General features: G+C 63.1%; 21 protein-coding genes and 1 pseudogene. 9 read left to right on the forward strand and 13 right to left on the reverse strand.

Going from position 1 to position 20,659, the window contains the following annotated elements:
• Window positions 1-58: 58 nt before the first annotated feature.
• The 3 genes from P9236_RS25845 to P9236_RS25855 form a co-directional block, all read right to left on the reverse strand.
• A complete protein-coding gene (locus P9236_RS25845) occupies window positions 59-616 on the reverse strand; it encodes a fasciclin domain-containing protein (protein WP_278077468.1) in 558 nt (185 codons plus the stop codon).
• Between the two features lie 201 nt (window positions 617-817).
• The gene (locus P9236_RS25850; protein WP_278077469.1) at window positions 818-1,537 is read right to left on the reverse strand and encodes an anti-sigma factor; all 720 of its coding nucleotides are present in this window, start codon (window positions 1,535-1,537) and stop codon (window positions 818-820) included.
• A complete protein-coding gene (locus tag P9236_RS25855) occupies window positions 1,534-2,073 on the reverse strand; it encodes a sigma-70 family RNA polymerase sigma factor (RefSeq protein WP_278077470.1) in 540 nt (179 codons plus the stop codon). The genes P9236_RS25850 and P9236_RS25855 overlap by 4 nt, the downstream gene beginning before the upstream one ends.
• Window positions 2,074-2,217: 144 nt before the next feature.
• Between P9236_RS25855 and P9236_RS25860 the strand changes: the two genes are divergently transcribed.
• Window positions 2,218-3,714: an amidase gene (locus tag P9236_RS25860; RefSeq protein WP_278077471.1), complete on the forward strand. Its 1,497-nt coding sequence runs from the start codon at window positions 2,218-2,220 to the stop codon at window positions 3,712-3,714.
• Between the two features lie 90 nt (window positions 3,715-3,804).
• On the forward strand, window positions 3,805-4,698 hold the full coding sequence (gene argB, locus P9236_RS25865) for an acetylglutamate kinase (protein ID WP_192249238.1): 894 nt from the start codon (window positions 3,805-3,807) through the stop codon (window positions 4,696-4,698).
• 43 nt (window positions 4,699-4,741) lie between these two features.
• Here argB and bchE read toward each other — a convergent pair whose 3' ends face one another.
• Window positions 4,742-6,307: a magnesium-protoporphyrin IX monomethyl ester anaerobic oxidative cyclase gene (gene bchE / locus P9236_RS25870; protein WP_278077472.1), complete on the reverse strand. Its 1,566-nt coding sequence runs from the start codon at window positions 6,305-6,307 to the stop codon at window positions 4,742-4,744.
• Window positions 6,308-6,613: 306 nt separating this feature from the next.
• Here bchE and P9236_RS25875 point away from each other — a divergent pair, with 306 nt between their 5' ends.
• Window positions 6,614-7,675, forward strand: coding sequence for a class I SAM-dependent methyltransferase (locus tag P9236_RS25875; protein ID WP_278077473.1), 1,062 nt, complete (start codon window positions 6,614-6,616; stop codon window positions 7,673-7,675).
• A gap of 256 nt (window positions 7,676-7,931) precedes the next feature.
• Here P9236_RS25875 and P9236_RS25880 read toward each other — a convergent pair whose 3' ends face one another.
• Both P9236_RS25880 and P9236_RS25885 read right to left on the reverse strand, forming a co-directional pair.
• Window positions 7,932-9,911 carry a GGDEF and EAL domain-containing protein gene (locus tag P9236_RS25880; RefSeq protein ID WP_278077474.1) on the reverse strand — a complete coding sequence of 660 codons (1,980 nt, stop codon included), beginning with the start codon at window positions 9,909-9,911 and terminating at the stop codon, window positions 7,932-7,934.
• A 394-nt stretch (window positions 9,912-10,305) separates the two neighbouring features.
• Window positions 10,306-10,782, reverse strand: coding sequence for an Lrp/AsnC family transcriptional regulator (locus tag P9236_RS25885; RefSeq protein ID WP_278077475.1), 477 nt, complete (start codon window positions 10,780-10,782; stop codon window positions 10,306-10,308).
• A gap of 137 nt (window positions 10,783-10,919) precedes the next feature.
• On the opposite strand from P9236_RS25885, the gene phhA reads away from it, so the two are divergent.
• Window positions 10,920-11,753, forward strand: coding sequence for a phenylalanine 4-monooxygenase (phhA, locus tag P9236_RS25890; RefSeq protein WP_278077476.1), 834 nt, complete (start codon window positions 10,920-10,922; stop codon window positions 11,751-11,753).
• Window positions 11,754-11,906: 153 nt separating this feature from the next.
• On the opposite strand, the gene P9236_RS25895 is transcribed toward phhA, so the two are convergent.
• Window positions 11,907-12,398, reverse strand: a complete 492-nt coding sequence (locus P9236_RS25895) for a MarR family transcriptional regulator (RefSeq protein ID WP_278077477.1) — start codon at window positions 12,396-12,398, stop codon at window positions 11,907-11,909.
• Between the two features lie 95 nt (window positions 12,399-12,493).
• Between P9236_RS25895 and P9236_RS25900 the strand changes: the two genes are divergently transcribed.
• Entirely contained in the window at window positions 12,494-12,661 is a 168-nt protein-coding gene (locus P9236_RS25900) for a hypothetical protein (RefSeq protein WP_278077478.1), read from the forward strand.
• A 63-nt stretch (window positions 12,662-12,724) separates the two neighbouring features.
• Here P9236_RS25900 and P9236_RS25905 read toward each other — a convergent pair.
• Both P9236_RS25905 and P9236_RS25910 read right to left on the reverse strand, forming a co-directional pair.
• A pseudogene (locus tag P9236_RS25905) lies at window positions 12,725-12,958 on the reverse strand (GMC family oxidoreductase); the annotation flags it as partial.
• A 356-nt stretch (window positions 12,959-13,314) separates the two neighbouring features.
• The gene (locus P9236_RS25910; protein WP_278077479.1) at window positions 13,315-14,076 is read right to left on the reverse strand and encodes a GGDEF domain-containing protein; all 762 of its coding nucleotides are present in this window, start codon (window positions 14,074-14,076) and stop codon (window positions 13,315-13,317) included.
• A 150-nt stretch (window positions 14,077-14,226) separates the two neighbouring features.
• Here P9236_RS25910 and P9236_RS25915 point away from each other — a divergent pair, with 150 nt between their 5' ends.
• Window positions 14,227-14,934 carry a pyrimidine 5'-nucleotidase gene (locus tag P9236_RS25915; protein WP_278077480.1) on the forward strand — a complete coding sequence of 236 codons (708 nt, stop codon included), beginning with the start codon at window positions 14,227-14,229 and terminating at the stop codon, window positions 14,932-14,934.
• A 320-nt stretch (window positions 14,935-15,254) separates the two neighbouring features.
• Here P9236_RS25915 and P9236_RS25920 read toward each other — a convergent pair whose 3' ends face one another.
• The 3 genes from P9236_RS25920 to P9236_RS25930 form a co-directional block, all read right to left on the reverse strand.
• A complete protein-coding gene (locus P9236_RS25920) occupies window positions 15,255-15,752 on the reverse strand; it encodes a hypothetical protein (protein WP_278077481.1) in 498 nt (165 codons plus the stop codon).
• Complete coding sequence (locus P9236_RS25925; RefSeq protein WP_278077482.1) at window positions 15,752-16,201, reverse strand: hypothetical protein; 450 nt, start codon at window positions 16,199-16,201, stop codon at window positions 15,752-15,754. Before P9236_RS25925 ends, P9236_RS25920 begins: the two co-directional genes overlap by 1 nt.
• 151 nt (window positions 16,202-16,352) lie before the next feature.
• Complete coding sequence (locus tag P9236_RS25930) at window positions 16,353-16,769, reverse strand: hypothetical protein (protein ID WP_278077483.1); 417 nt, start codon at window positions 16,767-16,769, stop codon at window positions 16,353-16,355.
• A 219-nt stretch (window positions 16,770-16,988) separates the two neighbouring features.
• On the opposite strand from P9236_RS25930, the gene P9236_RS25935 reads away from it, so the two are divergent.
• Both P9236_RS25935 and P9236_RS25940 read left to right on the forward strand, forming a co-directional pair.
• Window positions 16,989-17,774, forward strand: coding sequence for a sensor histidine kinase (locus P9236_RS25935; protein WP_278077484.1), 786 nt, complete (start codon window positions 16,989-16,991; stop codon window positions 17,772-17,774).
• A gap of 405 nt (window positions 17,775-18,179) precedes the next feature.
• The gene (locus tag P9236_RS25940; protein ID WP_278077485.1) at window positions 18,180-18,800 is read left to right on the forward strand and encodes a response regulator transcription factor; all 621 of its coding nucleotides are present in this window, start codon (window positions 18,180-18,182) and stop codon (window positions 18,798-18,800) included.
• Window positions 18,801-18,812: 12 nt separating this feature from the next.
• On the opposite strand, the gene P9236_RS25945 is transcribed toward P9236_RS25940, so the two are convergent.
• Complete coding sequence (locus P9236_RS25945) at window positions 18,813-19,652, reverse strand: LOG family protein (RefSeq protein WP_278077486.1); 840 nt, start codon at window positions 19,650-19,652, stop codon at window positions 18,813-18,815.
• A 143-nt stretch (window positions 19,653-19,795) separates the two neighbouring features.
• On the opposite strand from P9236_RS25945, the gene dapD reads away from it, so the two are divergent.
• Window positions 19,796-20,650, forward strand: a complete 855-nt coding sequence (gene dapD, locus P9236_RS25950) for a 2,3,4,5-tetrahydropyridine-2,6-dicarboxylate N-succinyltransferase (RefSeq protein WP_278077487.1) — start codon at window positions 19,796-19,798, stop codon at window positions 20,648-20,650.
• The last annotated feature ends 9 nt before the right edge of the window (window positions 20,651-20,659 follow it).

The following is a 20,659-nucleotide window of genomic DNA, read 5'->3' on the forward strand; positions in this document are numbered from 1 at the left end:
AGAGAGAACCGTGCGGCCGGCGGGGACACATCTCACTTCGCCGGCCGCACGCGCTTTGTTACATCTTCGGCAGAAGAACCTTGTCGACGACGTGGATGACGCCGTTCGACTGGCGCACGTCGGCGATGGTGACATGGGCGACGTTGCCGTTCTCGTCGGTCACGGTGACCTTGCCCTTTTCCGACTTCAGCGTCAGCGCGCAGCCGCCGACCGTCTTGACCTCATGCGCGCCGCCATCGGCCTTGGCCATCTTGGCGACGTCGGCGGCCATCGCCTTGGCGGCGATGACGTGGCAGGTGAGGATCTTGGTCAGCTTGTCCTTGTTCTCGGGCTTCAGCAGCGTCTCGACCGTGCCGGCAGGCAGCGCGGCGAACGCCTCGTTGGTCGGGGCGAAGACGGTGAAGGGACCGGGGGTTTGCAGCGTGTCGACCAGGCCGGCGGCCTTGACGGCGGCGACCAGCGTGGTGTGGTCCTTCGAATTGACGGCATTCTCGATGATGTTCTTCTTGGCATACATCGGCGCGCCGCCGACCATCGGATTGGCGGCATGGGCAACGGCGCCGAGCGCGGAAATGCCGATCGTCGAGACAAGCAAAAGGGTGGCGAGTTTACGCATGATATCAGTCTCCTCGGGTTGTTTTTCCCATCCTTGGGAACGCTAGGAGATACGGGGCATCAGAAACTTAGTTTCATGAGCCTCGAAATTTTTTTATTCGCCGATCTGAATTCGGATACGCCGCACTTAAGTACACAGAATCGCTTCTGCCAACGGCGAAAGGCATATAGACTTCGGTTAACCTTGAAAAATTTCCGGCGATCAGATGCCCTTCAGATCGCCGGTGGCGACGACGGGGCCTGTCGGCTGGCCGGTCGGCGAACCGCCGGTCGGCTCGAGGCTGACGGCGAGCACGGCGCCCTGCGCCAGCTTCCGCTGGACGGCGGGCGTGACCGCCATGCGCGCGGTCTGGCCGGCCGGGATGACGCCCATCGAGACCGGCGCGTTCTTGCCCTCGATCATCCACAGCTCGAAGTCCTTGCCGGCGCCTCGCTCGCCGGAAACCAGCGAGAGGCCGACCTCCTGGCGCGCCGCGTCATAGACGGCGAGGTATTTGACGTTGCTGTTGTCGGCGGCGAGCGAGGCGACCAACCTGGTCTCGGGGGGCGGCAATGACGGATTGACGAAAGGCAGGGCGACAAAGACGGCCAAAGCGGCAAGCGCGGCGGCGGCAAGCCCGCGCCAGAAGGCGAGGTTCCCCAGCAGGCCGGCGCCGGGATCGGATGTGGCGGCCGAGGAGGCAAAGAGCCGGCGGTCGATCGCCCCCTTGACCGAAGCCGGAGGGTCGACCGCCGCATAGGCGGCCGCCATCGGCGCGAAACGGACCTCCCAGGCATCGACCAGGCGGGCGAACGCCGTCTCGGTGTCGATGCGGCGCGAAGCGATCTGGCGTTCGTCGGCCGACAGAACGCCAAGAACGTATTCGGCGGCGAGCAGGTCGTCGCCTCCGCGTTCCGGTCCGTTGTCTTCAGCCAGCGTCATCTTTCCAGACATTCTCTCAGTTTGAGCAGGCTTCGCCGCAGCCAAGTCCGCATCGTGTTCAGCGGAACCTTGTAGCGCTCCGCCAGCTCGGCATAGCTCTCGCCGTTGAGATAGGCGCCCCGGACCGCCGCCGCCCGGTCTTTCTCCAATTCGTCGAGGCAATGGTGGATGCGTTCGGTCTCGCCGCCCGCGACAGCCATGGACTCAGGCCCCGGCGCCGGATCGGCGACATCGAGCGCCGCATCGATGCCGGCAGAAGGACCGCGCCGCGCCCTGATGCGATCGATCGAATGGTTGCGCGCAATGGCCACCAGCCAGGAAATCGGGCTCAGATCGGAAACCGCGAATCGGTCCGCCTTCGTCCAGATCTTGACGAAGACCTCCTGCAGCGCTTCTTCCGCTTCTGCCCTGTCCCTCAATACACGAAGACAGATGCCGAAAAGTTTCCCACTGGTCTGCTTGTAGAGCAGATCGAACGCAGCCCGGTCCTTCATCGAAGTCCGGACGATCAGCTTGCTGATGTCCTGAGGCCCCATGCGGGCAAATTAGAAGATTGCGATTTATTTGCAACGGGGCGCCGAGGCCTTTGTCCGCCAAAGGTTTATCATGCCGTTGGTCTGTCGAATCCCGATTCCGATTTGCCGCTTCATGCGATAGCTTTGCATAAAAGAGGGGCGGCAATGTCGAACGAATGCGTGCTTTGGGAACAGGATGCGACCGGACTTGCCGAGCTCGTGCACAGGGGAGAAATTTCGCCGCAGGAACTGGTCGACGCCGCGATCGCGCGCGCCGAAGCGACAAGACCCGACATCAACGCCATAGCCACGCCGCTCTACGACACCGCCAGGGCGAGGGCGAAAGCGGTCGACCGCAAGCTGCCGCTCGCCGGCGTGCCCTTCGCGCTGAAGGATCTCGGCATCGGCATCAAAGGCGTGCCGATCCATGGCGGCAGCCGCATCCCGGCCTTCACGGCGGACTACAACTCGGTGATGGTCGAGCGATATCTGGCCGCCGGCTTGATCCCGATCGCCACCAGCACCTCGCCCGAGCACGGGCTGCGGCTGATGACGGAATCTGCCCGCTTCGGCATCACCCGCAATCCCTGGAACACCGGCCACACCACCGGCGGCTCATCGGGCGGTTCGGCCGCGCTTGTGGCGGCAGGCGTGGTGCCGGCGGCGCATGCCTCCGACGGCGGCGGCTCGATCCGCGTGCCTTCGGCCTGCTGCGGGCTGGTCGGATTGAAAACATCGCGCGGCCGAGTGCCCCTGACGCCGCTAACCAGCGAAAGCTGGTACGGCATGGTCGTCGACCACGCCGTCAGCCGCTCGGTGCGCGACACGGCGCTGCTGCTCGACCTGACGCATGGCGCCGATCCGCTGTCACCCTATGCGGCGCCGGCGCCGAAAGGCTCGTTTGCCGCAGCAGCGGCGCGCGATCCCGGCAAGCTCAGCCTCGCCGTCTACCGCAAGTCGCCGCTCGGCCTGCCGATCTCGGCCGAGACGATTGCCGCGCTGGACACGGCGGTGGCGCTGGCGCGCGAGGGCGGGCATACGGTGGAGGAGATCGACCTCCCCTATATCGGCCGCGACTTCATGGCCGATTTCTGCAAGAGCGTCGCCTCGGCGGTCGCAGGCATGATGCGGGCCGAGGCGCTGCGCGTCGGCCGGCCCGTCACCGGCGAGGTCGAGCGCGCGACGCGCGTGCTCGGCCGCCTCGGCGAGATGCTGTCCGCCGGCGAAGTCTATGACGCGGTGCAGCGGCTCAACGCCAGCGCGCGGCGGATGATCGAGGAGACCGCGCGCTTCGACGCCGTGCTGATGCCGATTATCGCCCACCCGCCGCTCGCCTGCGGCGCGATGGACGCGAAGGGCGTCGACGAGCTCATCGAAAACACGCTCGACAAGCTGCACCTCACCGGGCTGCTCAGGATCAAATCAATTTTCGGCCAGCTGATGGACAAGAGCCTGTGGTTCACCCACTGGCCGGCGATCCACAATGTCAGCGGCCAGCCCTCGATCGCGCTGCCGGTGCATGTCACGGCCGCCGGCCTGCCGCTCGGCATCCAGGCCGCGGGGCGGCCGGGCGACGAAGAGACGCTCTTGTCGCTCGCCGCGCAGATGGAGAAGTTGTCGGGGTGGCTCAAGCGGCGGGCGCCACTCAAGGCGCCCGGCTGATTTCGCAATTGTGACCGCAAAGCCGTTTGCGGCCTGCGGCAATTACCGCTAAGACGCCGCCGTCCTTTCCTAGAAGCCGGGAACATATCGATGACGGACATCGCCGCCACTGCCGAAATGCAGGCCGCGCTGCTTTCCAGAGCGCTGCCCTATATGCAGCGCTACGAGAACAAGACCGTGGTGGTGAAGTATGGCGGCCATGCCATGGGCGACAACGAGCTCGGCAAGGCCTTCGCCCGCGACATCGCGCTGCTGAAGCAGTCCGGCGTCAACCCGATCGTCGTGCATGGCGGCGGGCCGCAGATCGGCGCCATGCTCAACAAGATGGGCATCGAATCCAAGTTCGAGGGTGGCCTGCGCGTCACCGACCAGAAGACGGTCGAGATCGTCGAGATGGTGCTGGCCGGCTCGATCAACAAGGAGATCGTGGCGCTGATCAACGCCGAGGGCGAATGGGCGATCGGCCTCTGCGGCAAGGACGGCAACATGGTGTTCGCCGAAAAGGCGCGCAAGACCATGATCGATCCGGATTCCAACATCGAGCGGGTGCTGGATCTCGGCTTCGTCGGCGAGCCGGTCGAGGTCGACCGCACGCTGCTCGATCTTCTGGCACGTTCCGAGATGATTCCGGTGCTGGCGCCGGTGGCGCCCGGCCGCGATGGCCATACCTACAACATCAATGCCGACACGTTTGCCGGCGCCATCGCCGGCGCCTGCCGCGCCTCGCGCCTGCTCTTCCTCACCGACGTGCCCGGCGTGCTCGACAAGAACAAGAAGCTGATCGACGAGCTGACGGTGGCCGAGGCCAAGGCGCTGATCAAGGACGGCACGATCTCGGGCGGCATGATCCCGAAGGTCGAGACCTGCATCGAGGCGATCGAGCGCGGCGTCGAGGGCGTCGTCATCCTCAACGGTAAGACGCCGCATTCGGTGCTGCTCGAGCTGTTCACCGAGCACGGCGCCGGCACGCTGATCGTGCCGTAAGAGGGCAAGTTCACCGTTTCCATAAAACGATGAACTGCCATAATCAGCCGGCTAGTCTTCTTTCGTCCGATGCAACGCCGCCGTCGATGACGGCCCTGGCAGGCTTTCGCACCGGGCGCCGGACGATCATCGATTCCTCCTCGGCGTCCTGCGGCGCGCCCCAGAATTCGGCAAGCGTCGGTCCGTCCTTGACGCGGCGATCGCGGACCAGAAAACTCCAGACCTCGCGGAACCAGACGCGGCGGCCCATCCTCGTGTACCAGCGCATCGAATGCCGCTGTTCGGGGTCCGGGTGGAAAAGGATACGCGCCAGCGCCTTCGGCCGCGATTGCACGGCAAGCTCGATCAGCTTGACGGCGAAGAACAGCATCCAGGGTTTCAGCCGGGTCAACGCCAGCACCTGGTGCTTGTAATCCCAGAGGCGGACGTCCTTCTGGATCACCTTGCGATCCTTGGCGATGCGGAAGAACGGCGTCCAGCGATGCGGCGTAACATAGAGCGCCTGGATCTGGTCGGGATCATAGGCGATGAGCTGGCGAAAGCCGCGCCAGAGATCGCGCAAGCCTTCGTCCTCGAAGCCGGCAACCCAGGTCGCCATCGACAGGATGCCGTGCTGCCTGAGCAGCCGGATCGCCTCGCGATCGGACTTGGTGCTGCCACCCTTGCGGATCAGCGACAGTGTCGCCTCGTCGGTGTTCTCCATGCCGAGCAGCCAGCGGATGACGCCGGCCTTGCGGTAAAGATGCAGGATATCGGCATCGCGCACGATATCGTCGGCGCGGGTCGAGCCGACGATCAGCACCGGCACGTTCTCCGCGATCATGGCTTCGAGGAAGGCGCGCCAGGCCTTTTTCGATGAGGTCGGGTTTTCGTCCGCCAGATTGATCAGCTCGACGCCATGCTCGCGGTGCAGCCAGGCGATTTCCTTGGCGAATTTGACCGGATCTCGATGGCGCCAGCGGGTCCAGAAGCCACGCTGGCCGCAATAGTTGCATAGATGCGGGCAACCACGCGAGAACTGCATGACCACGGCACGCTTGCCGCCCCAATAGCTGTAGCGGCGATGGTCGATCAGCTCCCAGCCGACGCGACAGGCGTCGAGATCGGCGATCGCCGCTGCCGGCGGCGTGGCGAAGGCCCGGCAGAGATCATCGCGATAGGCGATACCGGCGACGCTTGCCATCGGCAGGCGCCGTTCCAGCGCCTCGACCAGCGACACCGCGGTCACCTCCCCCTCGCCGCGCACAATGAAGTCGAAGGCGTGCGTCGCGGCCAGCACGTCGCGCCAGTGATAGGTCGGGAAGACGCCGCCATAGACGACGACCGCGGGCGCGCGGGCCTTGATCATCTCGGCGATCCGCAGCGCTGTCGGATGCGCCGAGGTCGAGCCGGAATGGCCGATGAGGACCAAATCCGGATCGCCGCTCAAAGCGTCATCAACGAGCGCGGGAAGCGGCATCGGCCCGAATTCGGCGTCGACCAGGCGCACCGGGTGGCCGGCATCGAGCAGCGGACCGCCGATGGCCAGCAACCCGAGTGGCGGCAGATGATCGTCGGGCACGCGGCTGCCGATGGCCGTATGCGGCGGGTTGATCAGCACGATGTTCATGGCGGACCTCCAAGTTGGCCCACCGGTCGTATTTGCCGATGTCGAAGCCGCCTTGGCGCGGTTCAGCAGTTTCGATGCAGCTTTCCAACAGATTTGAGGGGGATGCGGTCAAAGCGACTAAGCGCAGCCAGGCGTCGAAGTGGTGGCACGCATTCCGCACGTTGATGCGGCTTTCGGCGGCTCAAACCTTCGGAAATCAGTATATTAGCATTATCTAATGCAGATTAGCCTAAACCTTTATTAAAACTCTATCCATCTATATATGCATCTATAAATTGTCGGTGCGTGACCACAAGGAATGCCCATATGGCGTTGAATCCTGATTTGAAAATTGACGAAGCAAGCCTCATCACATCGACGTTGATCAAGAAACACAAGGCGGCGTCCGCAGAAACGGTCGACGCCGTCGAGCTCAAGACGCGGGCGGCTCAACTCGCCCTCGTGCTGGACCTCGCCCACCAGGCTTTCGCGCGCCAGGAGCCGGCGGGGCAAATCGTCGAACGCCTGGCCGGTCGATTGCACGAATTGCGCCGCGATGTCGCCCCCGCTCTGTGGCAGGAACTGATACCCTTGGCTCAGCAGCACCGAGTCGCGGATTATCTGAAGCAGGATCCATTCACGCGTTGGTCCTTCGAAAAACCGCGCGGCTATTCGGGCGACGCGACGCTGCTGGACATCTACTACAAGCATCCGAGCGCCAACGAGATCGTCGCATCGTCGAGCGAGCTCGGCCGCGAGATCTTTGCCTATACGAGCGAGGCGGCGAGTTCGGTGGCGGGGCGCGAGCGTCGCGCGATATTGGCCAGAACGGTCGACGAAACGGCGGCGCGGGTGGAGAATGCCGAAATCCTGGCGATCGCCTGCGGCCATTTGCGGGAAGCCGAGCTCTCAAAGGCGCTCGCGGAGAAGAGATTGAAGCGCTGGATCGGTCTCGACCAGGACCCGGTCAGCGTCGGCACGGTCAACCGAGACCTCGCCGGCACCGCCGTCGAGGCCATGGACGGATCCGTGCGCGGTCTTTTGCGGCGTGCCTACCCGCTTGGTACGTTCGATCTCGTCTATGCGTCCGGCCTGTATGATTACCTGCCGCTCCCCGTCGGCGCCCGTCTGCTTCAGAGGGCCATGGAATTGGTCAAGCCGGACGGGGAATTCCTCTTCGCCAATTTCAGCGACGAGATCACGACCGACGGCTACATGGAGACCTTCATGGACTGGCCGCTCATCCTGCGTTCGGCGAGCGACATGTGGGACATCATCAATGCCGCGGTGGACAAGAACCATGTCGATGCCGAGGTCTACTACGGATCCAACAGGAACATCGTTTACGGCAGGATCCTCAAGCGCGGTGGCACCCGGGCGCCGGCATAGGCGGCAGCGGAGCTGCCTTTCAAGGATCCTTTTCGATTTCCAGGTCGGGCCGCAAAGCGGCCCGACCTTTTTCATGAGGGCTGGCGTCGCGCTCCATGCGCTTTAATGCATGTCGCGCAAAAGTGCGCAGCGGTTTTGCGATAACGGACATGCATAAAAACAAAGACTTAAAGCGCGTCGCCTGAATCCGCTTCAGCGCGACGCGCTTTAGGTTCTGATTTCAAGCATGCCAGTTCCGATTTTCGCGGGAGATGCTTCAGGCAACGAGTTCCCGCCTGGCCTGCTTGATCTCTTCGATCGGAACGGGGCGGCCAGTAAGGAAGCCCTGGACCGACTGAATACCCATGTGCTGCAGCAAATTCTGCTGCTCCTTCGTCTCGACGCCTTCGACAAGCACCGTGTGGCCCAGATTGCGCAGAAGCCTGACCATGTCCTGCAATAGGCTGAGGCCTCGAATCGTCTGGCAGTCGTGCAGGAAACTGCGGTCGATCTTGACGACGTCGAACTTGAACCGACGCAGCCAGGCCAGACCGGCGAACCCGGTGCCGAAATCATCCAGCCAGATTTGAACGCCGAGGTTGCGGAGCTGCTCGATATTCCTGGCGGCCTGCGCCTCGAGGAAAATATCGCTGCCTTCGGTCACTTCGAGCGCCAGTTTCTGGGGCGCCATGCCGTGCCGGCCAAGGATCTCGGTGATGTGCAGCGGAAAATTCGGAGCCTTGAGCTGGACGACCGACACGTTCGCGGACACGACCGATCCCAATCCGTGCTCGACCATGTCGCCGCAGGCCCGATCGATCAGCCACATGCCGAGTTCCTCGATCCCGCCGGTCTGCTCGGCGACGGGTATGAAGACGGATGGGCTGATTAGGCTGCCGTCGAAGTCGCGCAGCCGCATCAACGACTCATGGCCAAGCACCTGGCCGGACGTCGCATCGCAGATCGGCTGATAAACGACGGAGACCAGTCGTTCCGAAACGGCGTGCTTGAGCAGCTCCGAGAGATTCTGGCTGGCGCGCTTCTGGTCGGTGGCCTGCGCGTCGTAGATCGTGAGGGTGGCGCGGCCTGAGAATTTCGACGCATAGAGCGCGCGGTCGGCCTCTTGCAGCAGTATCCGAAGCTCTATGCTGTGATCCGCGCGCGTCAACGAAGCGCCTGCGCTGATGGTGACGATGTTGAGCTTGTCGTCCCGATCGGGATGCGAAATCTTCAGATCCTCGACAGCCCGGCAGAATTGGTGCGTCACGTCGCGAAGATGATCCCGTCCGGCGACCTTGCAGAGCACGACGAATTCCTCGCCGCCATAACGTCCCGCGATGGCATGATTGGCCGCCGCCGTTTCATCGAAGGCGCGCGCAAGTTCGATAAGGCAGTCGTCGCCGGCTTGATGGCCGAGCCGGTCGTTGAACCGCTTGAAGTAGTCCACATCCATGAGAATGACGCCTATTTCGTCATTGTCCGTGGCCCATTCCTTGCACAGTTCCGCGAATTCCCGCGTGATCGCTCTTCGGTTCTTGAGCCCGGTAAGCGGGTCCGTGTCGGCGATCTCGATGAGCTTTTGACCATTCTCGATGGCGACCTGCTCCTGGATCTGCGCCTGAAGCGCATGCAGGAAGGTCTGGTACCGCTCCATGGCGAGACGCCATGAAAGATAAAGCGACAAAACGAGGCAATTCGCGAAATAGGTCGAAAGCACCAGGCGTGTGGCAAAGCCGGCACGAAGGTAGAACAGCGTGGCGCCGACGAAGGCGACCGTCACCGTCGCGGACGACAGCGCCGAGAGCCATAACCGGAAATTGAAGAAAAGATTGGCGCCGAGAATGAACACCGTGCCGAAGATGATGAAGTGGGACAGCGCCTCCTGATACGCGGTGCCTAGCGCCGACAGCAGCCATCCGATGGCGCCTGTCACGATCGCCAGGGCAGCAACGTAGTGCAGGGTGGTGATGGCCCGACTGTGTCGGGCGACGAGTTCGACAAGCACCAGGAAGGTCAATCCCAACGACAGGCGCGTCAGGATCAAACGGTCGGCGACGTCCGGGAAAAGAAACAAGTCGAAGGCGCCGTAGGAGATGTAGCTCAACACCGCCGCCGCTATGCCCCAGCGCACGACCTTGCGATTCTGATCCGCGTTCTTCTGCAGGAGCATCGCAAAAAGTATCGGGTCGGCCGATTTCCACGAGGGGCGTGAAATCGCTTCGGTGACCCTCTGAGCCACATCCTCCGTCAGTTGCATTCAGTGCTCCTTTGCGTTCGTCCTCCGCATGAACGGTTCGAACCAGCGAAGTTCGTCGGGTCCACACGGAAGGACGAAGGCAAGCCCGTTTCATTATAAGACACTAATGTTGCTAACCGCCGGTAAACGGATTGCACGACCGCTTTACCAAGTTGGCACGGTACCGGTTCCAGGCAACGTACTGGAGCAGCCAAGCAACACAGGATCGATCCCTTGTCCGATTCACAAGGTGACGCACACGCAATGTCGATACTGTAACAATATTTACGCATGTTTTTTCTTGGAATTACTCAATCCGCAATTCAGTAATACCGATTAGGACATCCAAATCTAATGCGCACCTCGTTTCTTTTCAGGCTCGTATCCGCCCGGGAACCTGATCGCAGAGCATTGGTCAGCGCCGCAGATGGCTGAGCGGCACGTGGCCGGGTCCCTTGATGTTCTGCAGCACGAGCTGGGTGTGGACGTCGCGCACGCCGGGGAGCCGCATCAGCCGGTGCATGACGAAGGCGTTGAGGTCGTCCACCGACGGCACCATCACATGCAGCAGGAAATCGTGGTCGCCGGTCATCGTCCAGCAGGACGAGACCTCATCCATGCGCTGCACGGCGGCGATGAAGCTTTCCGGCGAGCCGTCGCTGTGGCTCACCAGCCGAACCTGGATGAACACCTCGACCATCAGGCCGACGGCGCGGCGGCTGAGCACGGCGGCAAAACCCTTGATGACGCCGGTGCCTTGCAGCGCTTCGAAGCGACGCGCGCAGGGCGTGGTCGACAGGCCGATCTCCTGCGCGAGCTCTGACACCGGCTTGCGCCCGTCGCGCTGCAAGATATCAAGCATTTTAATCTCAAACTCATCAAGTTGAGGCATTTTCACTCCCAAGCAGGCCGACTTCGCAAGCTTTACCTCGAAACCTGCGATCAAGCCATCACAAAAGCTGATTTGCCTCGCCGGATGCCGCTACAATTTCTCCACGATCCGCCGATCACAATTCTGAGGAGGAAGACATGACGATCAGCGTTGCCGACTATGCCCGCGACTGCGCGGCGCAGGGCCTGCGCGGCGACTATTCGGTCTGCCGCGCCGATTTCACCGTTGCGCAGGATTACAATTATTCGGCCGAGGAGCAGGCGGTGTGGCGCACGCTCTGCGACCGCCAGACGAAGCTGACGCAGAGGCTTGCGCACCGTTCCTATCTCGACGGCGTCGCGGCGCTTGGCCTGCTCGACAAAATTCCGGATTTCGATGCCGTCAGCGAGACGCTGCGCAAGCTGACCGGCTGGGAGATCGTGGCGGTGCCGGGCCTGATCCCCGCCGGCCCGTTTTTCGATCACCTGGCCAACCGGCGCTTCCCGGTCACCAACTGGCTGCGAACCCGCAAGGAACTGGACTACATCGTCGAGCCGGACATGTTCCACGACTTCTTCGGCCATGTGCCGATCCTGACCCAGCCGGTGTTCGCCGACTTCATGCAGATGTATGGCGAGAAGGCCGAGGATCTGATTGCGCTCGGCGGCGACGAGATGATCACCCGGCTCTACTGGTACAGCGCCGAATACGGCCTCATCCAGGAACCGGGACAGCCGCTGAAGGCATTCGGCGCCGGGCTGATGTCGTCCTTCACCGAGCTGCAGTTCGCGGTCGAAAGCAAGGATGCCCACCACGTGCCGTTCGACCTCGAGACGGTGATGCGCACCGGCTACGAGATCGACAAGTTCCAGCGCGCCTATTTCGTGCTGCCGTCCTTCGATGCGCTGCGCGACGCCTTCGCCAGTGATGCGCTCGCCGGTATCGTGACGCGCTTCAAGGGCCAGCCGGCGCTCGACCCGGCGACGGTTTAGGCATCGAAACAAAGGCGCGGTGCCTGAGACCGTTCGGCGGGGCGCGCTTCAAGGGTCCGGCTTTCGCCCAGCCGGTCGTCAGAGCGGTTCGGCCGCCGGGCGGCTGAACCGCTCTGGGTTTATTCGGAAGGCGCTTCCTCAGTCGCTGCTTTCTCAGCCTGAAGCGACCGGCTCGGCCTTGAGCCTCGCCAGTTGCTCGCTCTGCAGGTCGAGCGCGGCGTTGATGAAGCGCAGCACGGCAGCCAGTTCGGCGTCGCTGAAGCTCGCCACCACCTTTTCGCCCTCCCGCGCTATGGCGCCATAGTAGCGCTCCGACAGCTCTCTGGTCAGCTCGGTCGCCTCGATCACCACCTTGCGCCTGTCCTCCAGGCTGCGGGTTCGGGTGACAAGCCCGCGCGCCTCCAGCCGATCGATCAATGCGGTGACGGCCGCCGGTGTGAGTCCCGTTGCCGCGGCTACGGCGCCCGCCGACTGCGGGCCGCCATAGAGCAGGCCCAGGCAATGCCGCTCGGCCGCGATCAGCCCGAGCCGCGCGCCAACCGCCTCGTCATAGGCCTGCGTCGCGTCCTGCCAGCGCATGACGGCGAGGCTGACGGCCTTTGTCATTTCCGCGCGATTCGTGCTTGACGAATTTGCTTCGATCATCTAACTATTAATCTGCCTAACATTAAGACCATCGAATCAATATGCGACGCCGCACTTTGCAAGGCAAGGGCAAAGTCGCCAGCAAGGAGTGAACAATGAGCCTGATTCAACAGCGCACCCCTCTCTCGAACGAGGAGGAATACAGATACGCCAAGCTGGCGATGGAATGGTACGGCTGGGGCTCGCCCATCGGGCTTGGCATCCTGCTGGTAGCACTTGCCGCCGCGGCCGTGCTGGTGCGCGTCGCTGTGTACGGGCTATAGCGAGCTCACAATCTCCCCGCCATGGCGGCGCCGGCTGCCGTTCGAGATCCCGGCACCGCCCCTGATCACCTTGCCAAGGTGGTCGCCCAGCCGGCAGGCGAGCGCGGTGATGGTAGTCGTCGGGTTGCACTGTCCGGAAGTGCAGAGCACCGAGGAGCCGCCGACATAGAGGTTGTCCGTGCCATGCACCTTGCAGTTGGCGTCGACGACACTCTTCGAGACATCGGTGCCCATGCGGGTGCCGCCCATGTGATGGTTCCCCGCCGTCTCCTCATCCGTTGGGTAGTCGCCGCCATTGCGAGGTCGCTCCGCCTCAGGATCCAGCCATTGATCTCTATGATTTCGTCGCGGAGGATCTCGTCAGGGCCGGCGGCAGGCTGGTTGCGGAACAGCGACAGCGCGGGCAACGCGATCAGCGCCTGCACGATCGTGCGGCGCGACATCTTTCTCATGAAATGGTTCATGACACGTCTTTCGATGGGTCGATACACGCATGCCGTCCTCGGACGGCACACATGCCGCCGCAGAAGCTAATTCCGTGCCAAGTCCAGGTGAAAACCCGGTTACAGCCACGTGATCGCCGCGGTTGAATCTTGGAAAGGATAGGACCTCGCTAACGCCTCGTTGCTCCGCTCGGCGCGCGCGGAACCGCTTCATGCGGCTTCCGAAATGTCGCGATCGAGAATGGACAGGTTGCGGCCGCGATGCTTGGCCTCGTAGAGCCTGCGGTCGGCGGCGCGCATCAGCTCCGATACGGTGGCGCTCTCGCCGCAGGTGATGCCGCCGATCGAAACGGTCAACGGCACGGTCCGCTCATCGATGGGACGGAAGCGGATCAGCTCGACCTCGCGGCGGATGCGCTCCGCCACGCGCCTCGCTTCCGGCTCGGTGGCGCCGACCAGGAAGGCGGCGAATTCCTCGCCGCCGATGCGGCCGAGCACATCGCCGCCGCGCACGCCGCGCTCGATGGCGCCGGCAATCAAAAGCAGCGCGTCGTCGCCGGTCAGGTGACCGTAATTGTCGTTGATGGTCTTGAAGTGATCGGCATCGATGATCAGCAGCGCGCCGCGATCGGCCTTGCGGCGGGAACCGTCGAGAGCGGCGAAGAAGGTCTCGCGGTTGAGCATGCCGGTCATGTCGTCGCGGCTTGCCTTCTCGGACAGGCGCCTGTGGGCGGCGGCGAGCTGCGCATGCGCGCGGGCAAGCTCGCGATGCGCGTTCTTCAGACGGTCGCTTTGCCAGAAGGTGCCGGCGCTGGCGATCCAGGCGAGCATCAAGGGGCAGACCGTGGCCGTCAGCCAGACGGTGCGGCTGATCGGAAAGCCCATGGCCGGGACCACAACCAGCGTCAGCAAGAGCGAGGCGGCGACCGAGGCGAAGGCGACGACTGCGGACTTCAAAATTATACGACTCATCGCTGACTCCCGACGGAATGCCTCTGTGCCAGCAAGCGCTGAAGGCGACCTTTCCGGGATGGTTAAAATTTGAAGCGAGCCGCCATTTTCACGACGCAAGACGCGCGGAAGTTGTGGATAAAGTCCGTGCCAGCATGCCATAAGGAAGGCATGACAACGACACCCGACCCCTCGCGATTTGCCCATGTCACGGATTGGGTGTTCGACCTCGACAACACGCTCTACCCGCATCATTCGAATCTGTTCGCGCAGATCGACGTGAAGATGACCGCCTATGTCAGCGAGCTGCTGACGCTGTCGCGCGAGGACGCGCGCAAGCTGCAGAAAGAACTCTACCAGGAGTATGGCACGACGCTGAACGGGCTGATGGCGCGCCACGGCATCGACCCGGACGACTTCCTCGAGAAGGTGCACGACATCGACTATTCCTGGCTGGTGCCCGATCCGGTGCTGGGCGCCGCGATTCGCCAGCTTCCCGGCCGCAAATTCATCTTCACCAATGGCGACCGCCGGCATGCCGAGCGCGCCGCGCGCCAGCTCGGCGTATTGGATCATTTCGACGACATTTTCGACATCGTCGCAGCCGGTCTCAATCCCAAGCCGGCGCGCCAGACGTACGAACGGTTCGCGGCGCTGCATTCCGTCACCGGCCACAACGCGGTGATGTTCGAGGATCTGGCGCGCAACCTCTCGGTGCCGAAATCGCTCGGCATGACGACGGTGCTGGTCGTGCCGCGCAATTTCGAGCCGACCTTCTCGGAGATCTGGGAGCGCGATCCGGCAAATGAGGACGACGTGGATTTCGTCACCGACGACCTCGCCGGCTTCCTGACGGCGATCGTCGACGTCACGGCCTGAACCAACCCCAGATTGCTGACGTATCACGTGCCTTGGAGATTGGCCTAAACGCCGACCGCTTCGTCATCCTGGGGCGGAGCAAGGAGCGAAGCGACGCGGCGCAGACCCCAGGATCCATGCCGTGACGTCAAGACCTTGCGACGGTGCAGAATTCTGCTTCGCTGCACCCTTCGCGCGGGTAGCGGCATGGATCCCAGGGTCTCCGCGACGGAGCTTCGCTCCTGCTTCGCCCTGGGATGACGAGGCTTCAGCCAATTCCAAACGTCTGCCATGGCTCGAAGCGAACGATGAAACCTTACCCGCTGACAACCCCCGGGGGCCTAGTCGAAGTCGGGGATCGTACCGGGCGACAGCCCTAGTTGGCCGTTCAGGTTTTTCAGGAACCGGCACCAGTCGGGTAAGGCCTGGCGCTTCCCGTTGCCGTTGCCGTCGGACGAAAACCCGTTGCCGAAGCGGCTGCCGCAATTGATGTTGCCGTTGAAACTGCCGGCATTTCCGTTGCCGTTGAAATTGCCGGTATTGCCATTGCCGTTGAAGCTGCCGCGATTGCCGTTGCCGTTGAAGCTGCCGCGATTGCCGTTGCCGTTGAAGTTTCCGGTGTTCCAGTTGCCGTTTGAGCCATCGGCGTTACCCAGGCCGGCAATCGCATCATCGCCGCGGCCGATGGGAAGATCGGCGATCCTGACCACCGTCGAGGCGTCGGCGACCACGATCGCGGCAAGCAGCGTGCAAACCGCGATGCCGTTCCCATCGAACAGCCTCGCGGTCGCCTGGCGAGTGCCGCGCCGGGCCGAAGCGAGTGGCCCGAGCCTGGCCATCAGCGGTTTCCCCGGCCGTTGAAATTGCCGTTGAAGGCGCCGACGTTGCTGTTTCCGTTGAAGGAGCCGCCGTTGAAGTTGCCGTTGAAGGCGCCGACATTGGCGTTGCCGTCGTATTCGCCGGTGTTGCCGTTGCCGTTGAAGGCTCCGATATTGTGGTTTCCGCTGGTCGAGGAGGTGTTGTCGTTGCCGTTGAACGCGCCGACATTGCCGGTCCCGCTGTTGAAGGCGCCGATATTGCCGCTGCCGGTGTTGTTGTAGCCGGCATTGCCGCCCAGGCTGCCGAGCGGATCCATGCTCCTGACATCTGAGCCGATGTAGTGGCCATACTGACCGGCGGTTTGCGCGATCCGGGATGTGCTGAAGGCCTGACTGCCGGTGTCGGCGGCCTTCGCGGCTGTCGCGCTCAGAAGGCCAAGGCACAGTGCTGATATGACGCTCGGTTTCATGAGCGAATTCCTTCCATGGCTCTGCTTTGGAAAAAGGCTTCCTGCTTGAGAAAGGACTGGGACCACCGGCGATAGCCTGGCGTGGGGGATGGGCGCGAGGCTCGGCGGTCCCAGAAGCGTCAGCGTCTTTCGATGCTGACGGTTTGCGACGCTACTGGTTGGCGTTGCCGTTGCCGTTGCCGTTGCCCATGCCCCAGTTGCCGTTGCCGTTGGCATTGCCATTGCCGAAGCCGAAGTTGGCGTTGCCGTTCAGGTTGCCGTTGCCGAGGCCGAAGTTGCCGTTGCCGTTGCCGTTGCCGTTGGCGACGCCGGCATTGAGGTTTCCGTTGAAGTTGCCGTTGAAGCCACCGATGTTGGCATTGCCGTTTCCGTTGCCGTTGCCGATGCCGAAATTGCCGTTGCCGTTGAAGTTGCCGTTGAAGGCGCCGGTGTTGGCATTGCCGTTTCCGTTACCGTTGCCGACCCCAACGTTGCCGTTGCCGTTGCCATTGCCGCTACCGATCGACAGCGCGGATGCCGAAACTGTCAGAGCCGACAGGATAGCCGCGGCCAGGATGATGCTTTTCATGACGTTCTCCTTGGTTGTGGTGTTGAAGATCTCGGCCGGCACGAAGATGACCGAGACGACACAACAAGGATGCCGGCACAAAAGACGCCGAAACATTGGGGCTGATCGGCATGGGCTGTCGGTTTTTCAGCCGATGCCCTTGTCGGGAAAAGTCGAAGACATCGGGAAAAAACTGACAAGCATAAAGGCATATGGCGGGTGTATATTGCTCGGATATTCATGCCTTTTCTCGCCGACCCGTGGACGGCTTGCGACCCACACGACGGCAAAGAGAAGAGAAGGTTGATGCGGGCGGGTATCGCTACAGGCAAGGACGACAAGGCTCGGGACGACAAGGCTCGGGGCGACAAGGCTCGGGGCGGCGGGGCCCGGCGCCGGAAATTGGCGCGGCACCTGATTGCCGTGCAGGAGGAACAGCGCCTGCGCCTCTCGCGCGAGCTGCACGACGATCTCGGCCAGATGCTGGCAAGCGTGGCGCTGGAACTGCACAACATACGCGCGGACTCCGCGGAATTCGATGCCCGCCTCTCGCGCGCGGCCCAGCTGATCGACCAGCTGAGCGCCAGGGTGCACGATGCCGCCTGGAGCCTGCGGCCCGCTGATCTCGAACGCCTGGGGCTTCGCACCTCGATCGAGGATCTGGCCGGCATGCTGTGCGCTCAGCTCGGCATCCCATGCGATGTCGATCTGGAAGCCCTGTCGAGGCCGATCGAGCCCGAAATCGGCCTGACGCTCTATCGCATCGCGCAGGAAGCCCTCACCAACATCGGCAAGCACGCCAAGCCGAGCCGGGTCAGCGTGACGGCCCACATTCGGGGCTACAGGCTGCGGCTGGCCGTCGAGGACAATGGCCATGGTTTCGACGGCGATATCGCGCCCGGTTCTCACCATTTGGGACTTGCCGGGATGAAAGAGCGCCTTGCCTTGATCGGGGGCGAGCTGACGGTCGAAACCGCCAAGGGCAAGGGGACCGCAATCTATGCCGATGTGCTTTTGACCGGCTGACTCGGATAAATGGCTTAACGCCGACACCCTCCTCCCCGCAACATCATCGGACAAGAATGCCGGTTCCGGCTCGGCGACCAGCTGACCGGTTCGGCGTTTGGACAGAAATCGGCCATCCGCTCTAACTATTTGTTTTTCGTGCCGTTCCGGGCACCTCTTTCCGGTAATTGCTCTAAGTGAAGCGTTCCACATCCGAAAATGTCGGCCGAGGCTTACAATCCGACTCATGGGGTTAGGCGGGGGATGGCTTTACCCGTTGCGGCCGTTCTGGCCTGCTGAGACAGACGGGCGTCCCGCGCCAGGCGGGGCAGTTGCCTAGACCATCAAGGACAAAGAGGACCCCCCCAAGCGGCGGGGCCTTTGACAGACTGATGGAGGTTAAAGGTGTGCTGCAGGCGCATATTCGTGGTCGATGACCACCCGATCATCCTGTCCGGTGTCGGCGCGATGATCAACAGCCAGGACGACCTGACGATCGTCGGGCTGGCGGCGAATGCCGATGAGGCCCTCGAAGGCATCGGCAGGGCCCTTCCCGACGTCGCCGTGGTCGATATCTCGCTTCCCGGCGTCAACGGGGTCACGCTGATCGAGCGGCTCGTCGAGCGGTTTCCCGAGATTGGCTGCATAGCGCTGACCGCGCATGAGGACCCCGGCTGCCTGCGCCAGGTGCTGGCGGCCGGGGCGCGCGGTTTCGTGGTCAAACGGTCGACCGCGACGGATCTGCTGCAGGCCATCCGATGCGTGCTGGCCGGCGACAATTATGTCGATCCGGCACTTGCCGCGCGCATCCTGAGCCCCCGCCATGGCACGCAATGCGACCCCGGCAATCTCAGCGAGCGGGAGCGATCGGTGATCCAGCTGGTTGCCCTCGGCTACAGCAACAAGGAAATATCCTCGCGGCTCAACCTCAGCATAAAGACCATCGAAACCTACCGGACCCGGGCAACCGACAAGCTGGAACTCCACTCCCGCGCCGCCATCGTGCGCTTTGCGCATTCGAATGGCTGGCTGGCCGAGCTGCAATAGCGGGCAGCACCTTCAAAGACTGTAGAAGCGGCGGACGATGTCCCAGGCCTCTTCGGCGGTGTCGACGAAATCGATGATGTCCTGGTCGCCGGGCGAGATCGTGCCCTGCTCGGCAAGGAAATCGAGGTTGATCGCCCTCTGCCAGAACGCCTTGCCGAACAGGATCACCGGCACGCGCTCCATGCGCCCGGTCTGAATCAACGTCAGGGCTTCGAAGAATTCATCCATAGTGCCGAAGCCGCCCGGGAAGACCGCGACCGCCTTGGCGCGCATGACGAAATGCATCTTGCGGATGGCGAAATAGTGGAAGTTGAAGCAGAGCTCCGGCGTCACATAGGCGTTCGGCGCCTGTTCGTGCGGCAGCACGATGTTGAGGCCGATCGACGGCGCGCCGACATCATCGGCGCCGCGGTTTCCGGCTTCCATGACACCAGGCCCGCCGCCGGTGGCGACGACGAATTCGCGATAGTAGGAGGTGGCCGACTGCTGCGAGCACAGCCGGGCGAACTTGCGCGCCTCTTCGTAGTATTTGCTGTTCAGCTCGAGGTTCTTCTTCTGCGTCTCGTTCTTCGCTGCCCAGGCGACGCCGCCCGGCTCCGGCAGCCTCGCCCCCCCGAACAGGATGACCGTAGAACGGATGCCGCGCTCGGCAAGGATCATCTCGGGCTTCAGCAGCTCGAGCTGCAGGCGCACCGGGCGCAATTCGCGCCGCGTCATGAAGTCGGGATCGTTCCAGGCCAGACGATAGGTTTCGGCCCGCGTCTGCGGCGTGTCCGGCACGCTCTTCGACCGCTCCAGATCCTCGTCCGAATGCGGCAGCGGCGTCCAGCCCGCCTTTTCCATGGGTGTCATTGAGTCCACCGTTCCAAATCCTTTACTTGCGCCGTCCCATGACGCAGCCGCGATTGACCCTCATCCAGGCTTCACATAGGGTCCGCGCGATTTCAAAACAGGTTAAGGCGCAGCCCTTAACAGCTTTGTAATGGAGCAAATTCATGTCGAAGCCCGATCTGGCGAGCCTCGAAAAGACCATCGAAAAGGCCTTCGAGGAGCGCGACACGATTTCGACCGCGACACGCGGCGAAACGCGCGACGCCATCCAGTCGGCGCTCGACCTGCTCGACCGCGGCGTGGCCCGTGTCGCCGAGCGGCAGGACGACGGCAAGTGGCTCGTCAACCAGTGGCTGAAGAAGGCGGTGCTGCTCTCCTTCCGGCTGAACCCGATGGAGATCATCAAGGGCGGCCCGGGCCAGGCGGTCTGGTGGGACAAGGTGCCGTCGAAGTTTGAGGGCTGGAGCGCCGTAGACTTCGAGAAGGCCGGCTTCCGCGCCGTGCCGTCCTCGATCGTGCGCCGCTCGGCCTATGTCGCGCCGGGCGCGGTGCTGATGCCGTCCTTCGTCAATGTCGGCGCCTATGTCGATACGGGCACGATGGTCGACACCTGGGCTTCGGTCGGCTCCTGCGCCCAGATCGGCAAGAACGTGCATCTTTCCGGCGGCGTCGGCATCGGCGGCGTGCTGGAGCCGATGCAGGCCGGCCCGACCATCATCGAGGACAATTGCTTCATCGGCGCGCGCTCCGAGGTGGTCGAAGGCTGCATCGTGCGCGAAGGCTCGGTGCTCGGCATGGGCGTGTTCATCGGCCAGTCGACCAAGATCGTCGACCGCGCCACCGGCGAGGTTTTCTACGGCGAAGTGCCGGCAAATTCGGTGGTGGTCGCCGGATCGCTGCCGGGCAAGCCGCTGCCCAATGGCGAGCCGGGGCCCAGCCTCTACTGTGCCGTCATCGTCAAGCGCGTCGACGCCAAGACCCGCTCCAAGACGTCGATCAACGAATTGCTGCGCGATTGATCTTTTCCG

This window comes from Mesorhizobium sp. WSM4884 (assembly GCF_029625675.1).
Classification (GTDB): domain Bacteria; phylum Pseudomonadota; class Alphaproteobacteria; order Rhizobiales; family Rhizobiaceae; genus Mesorhizobium.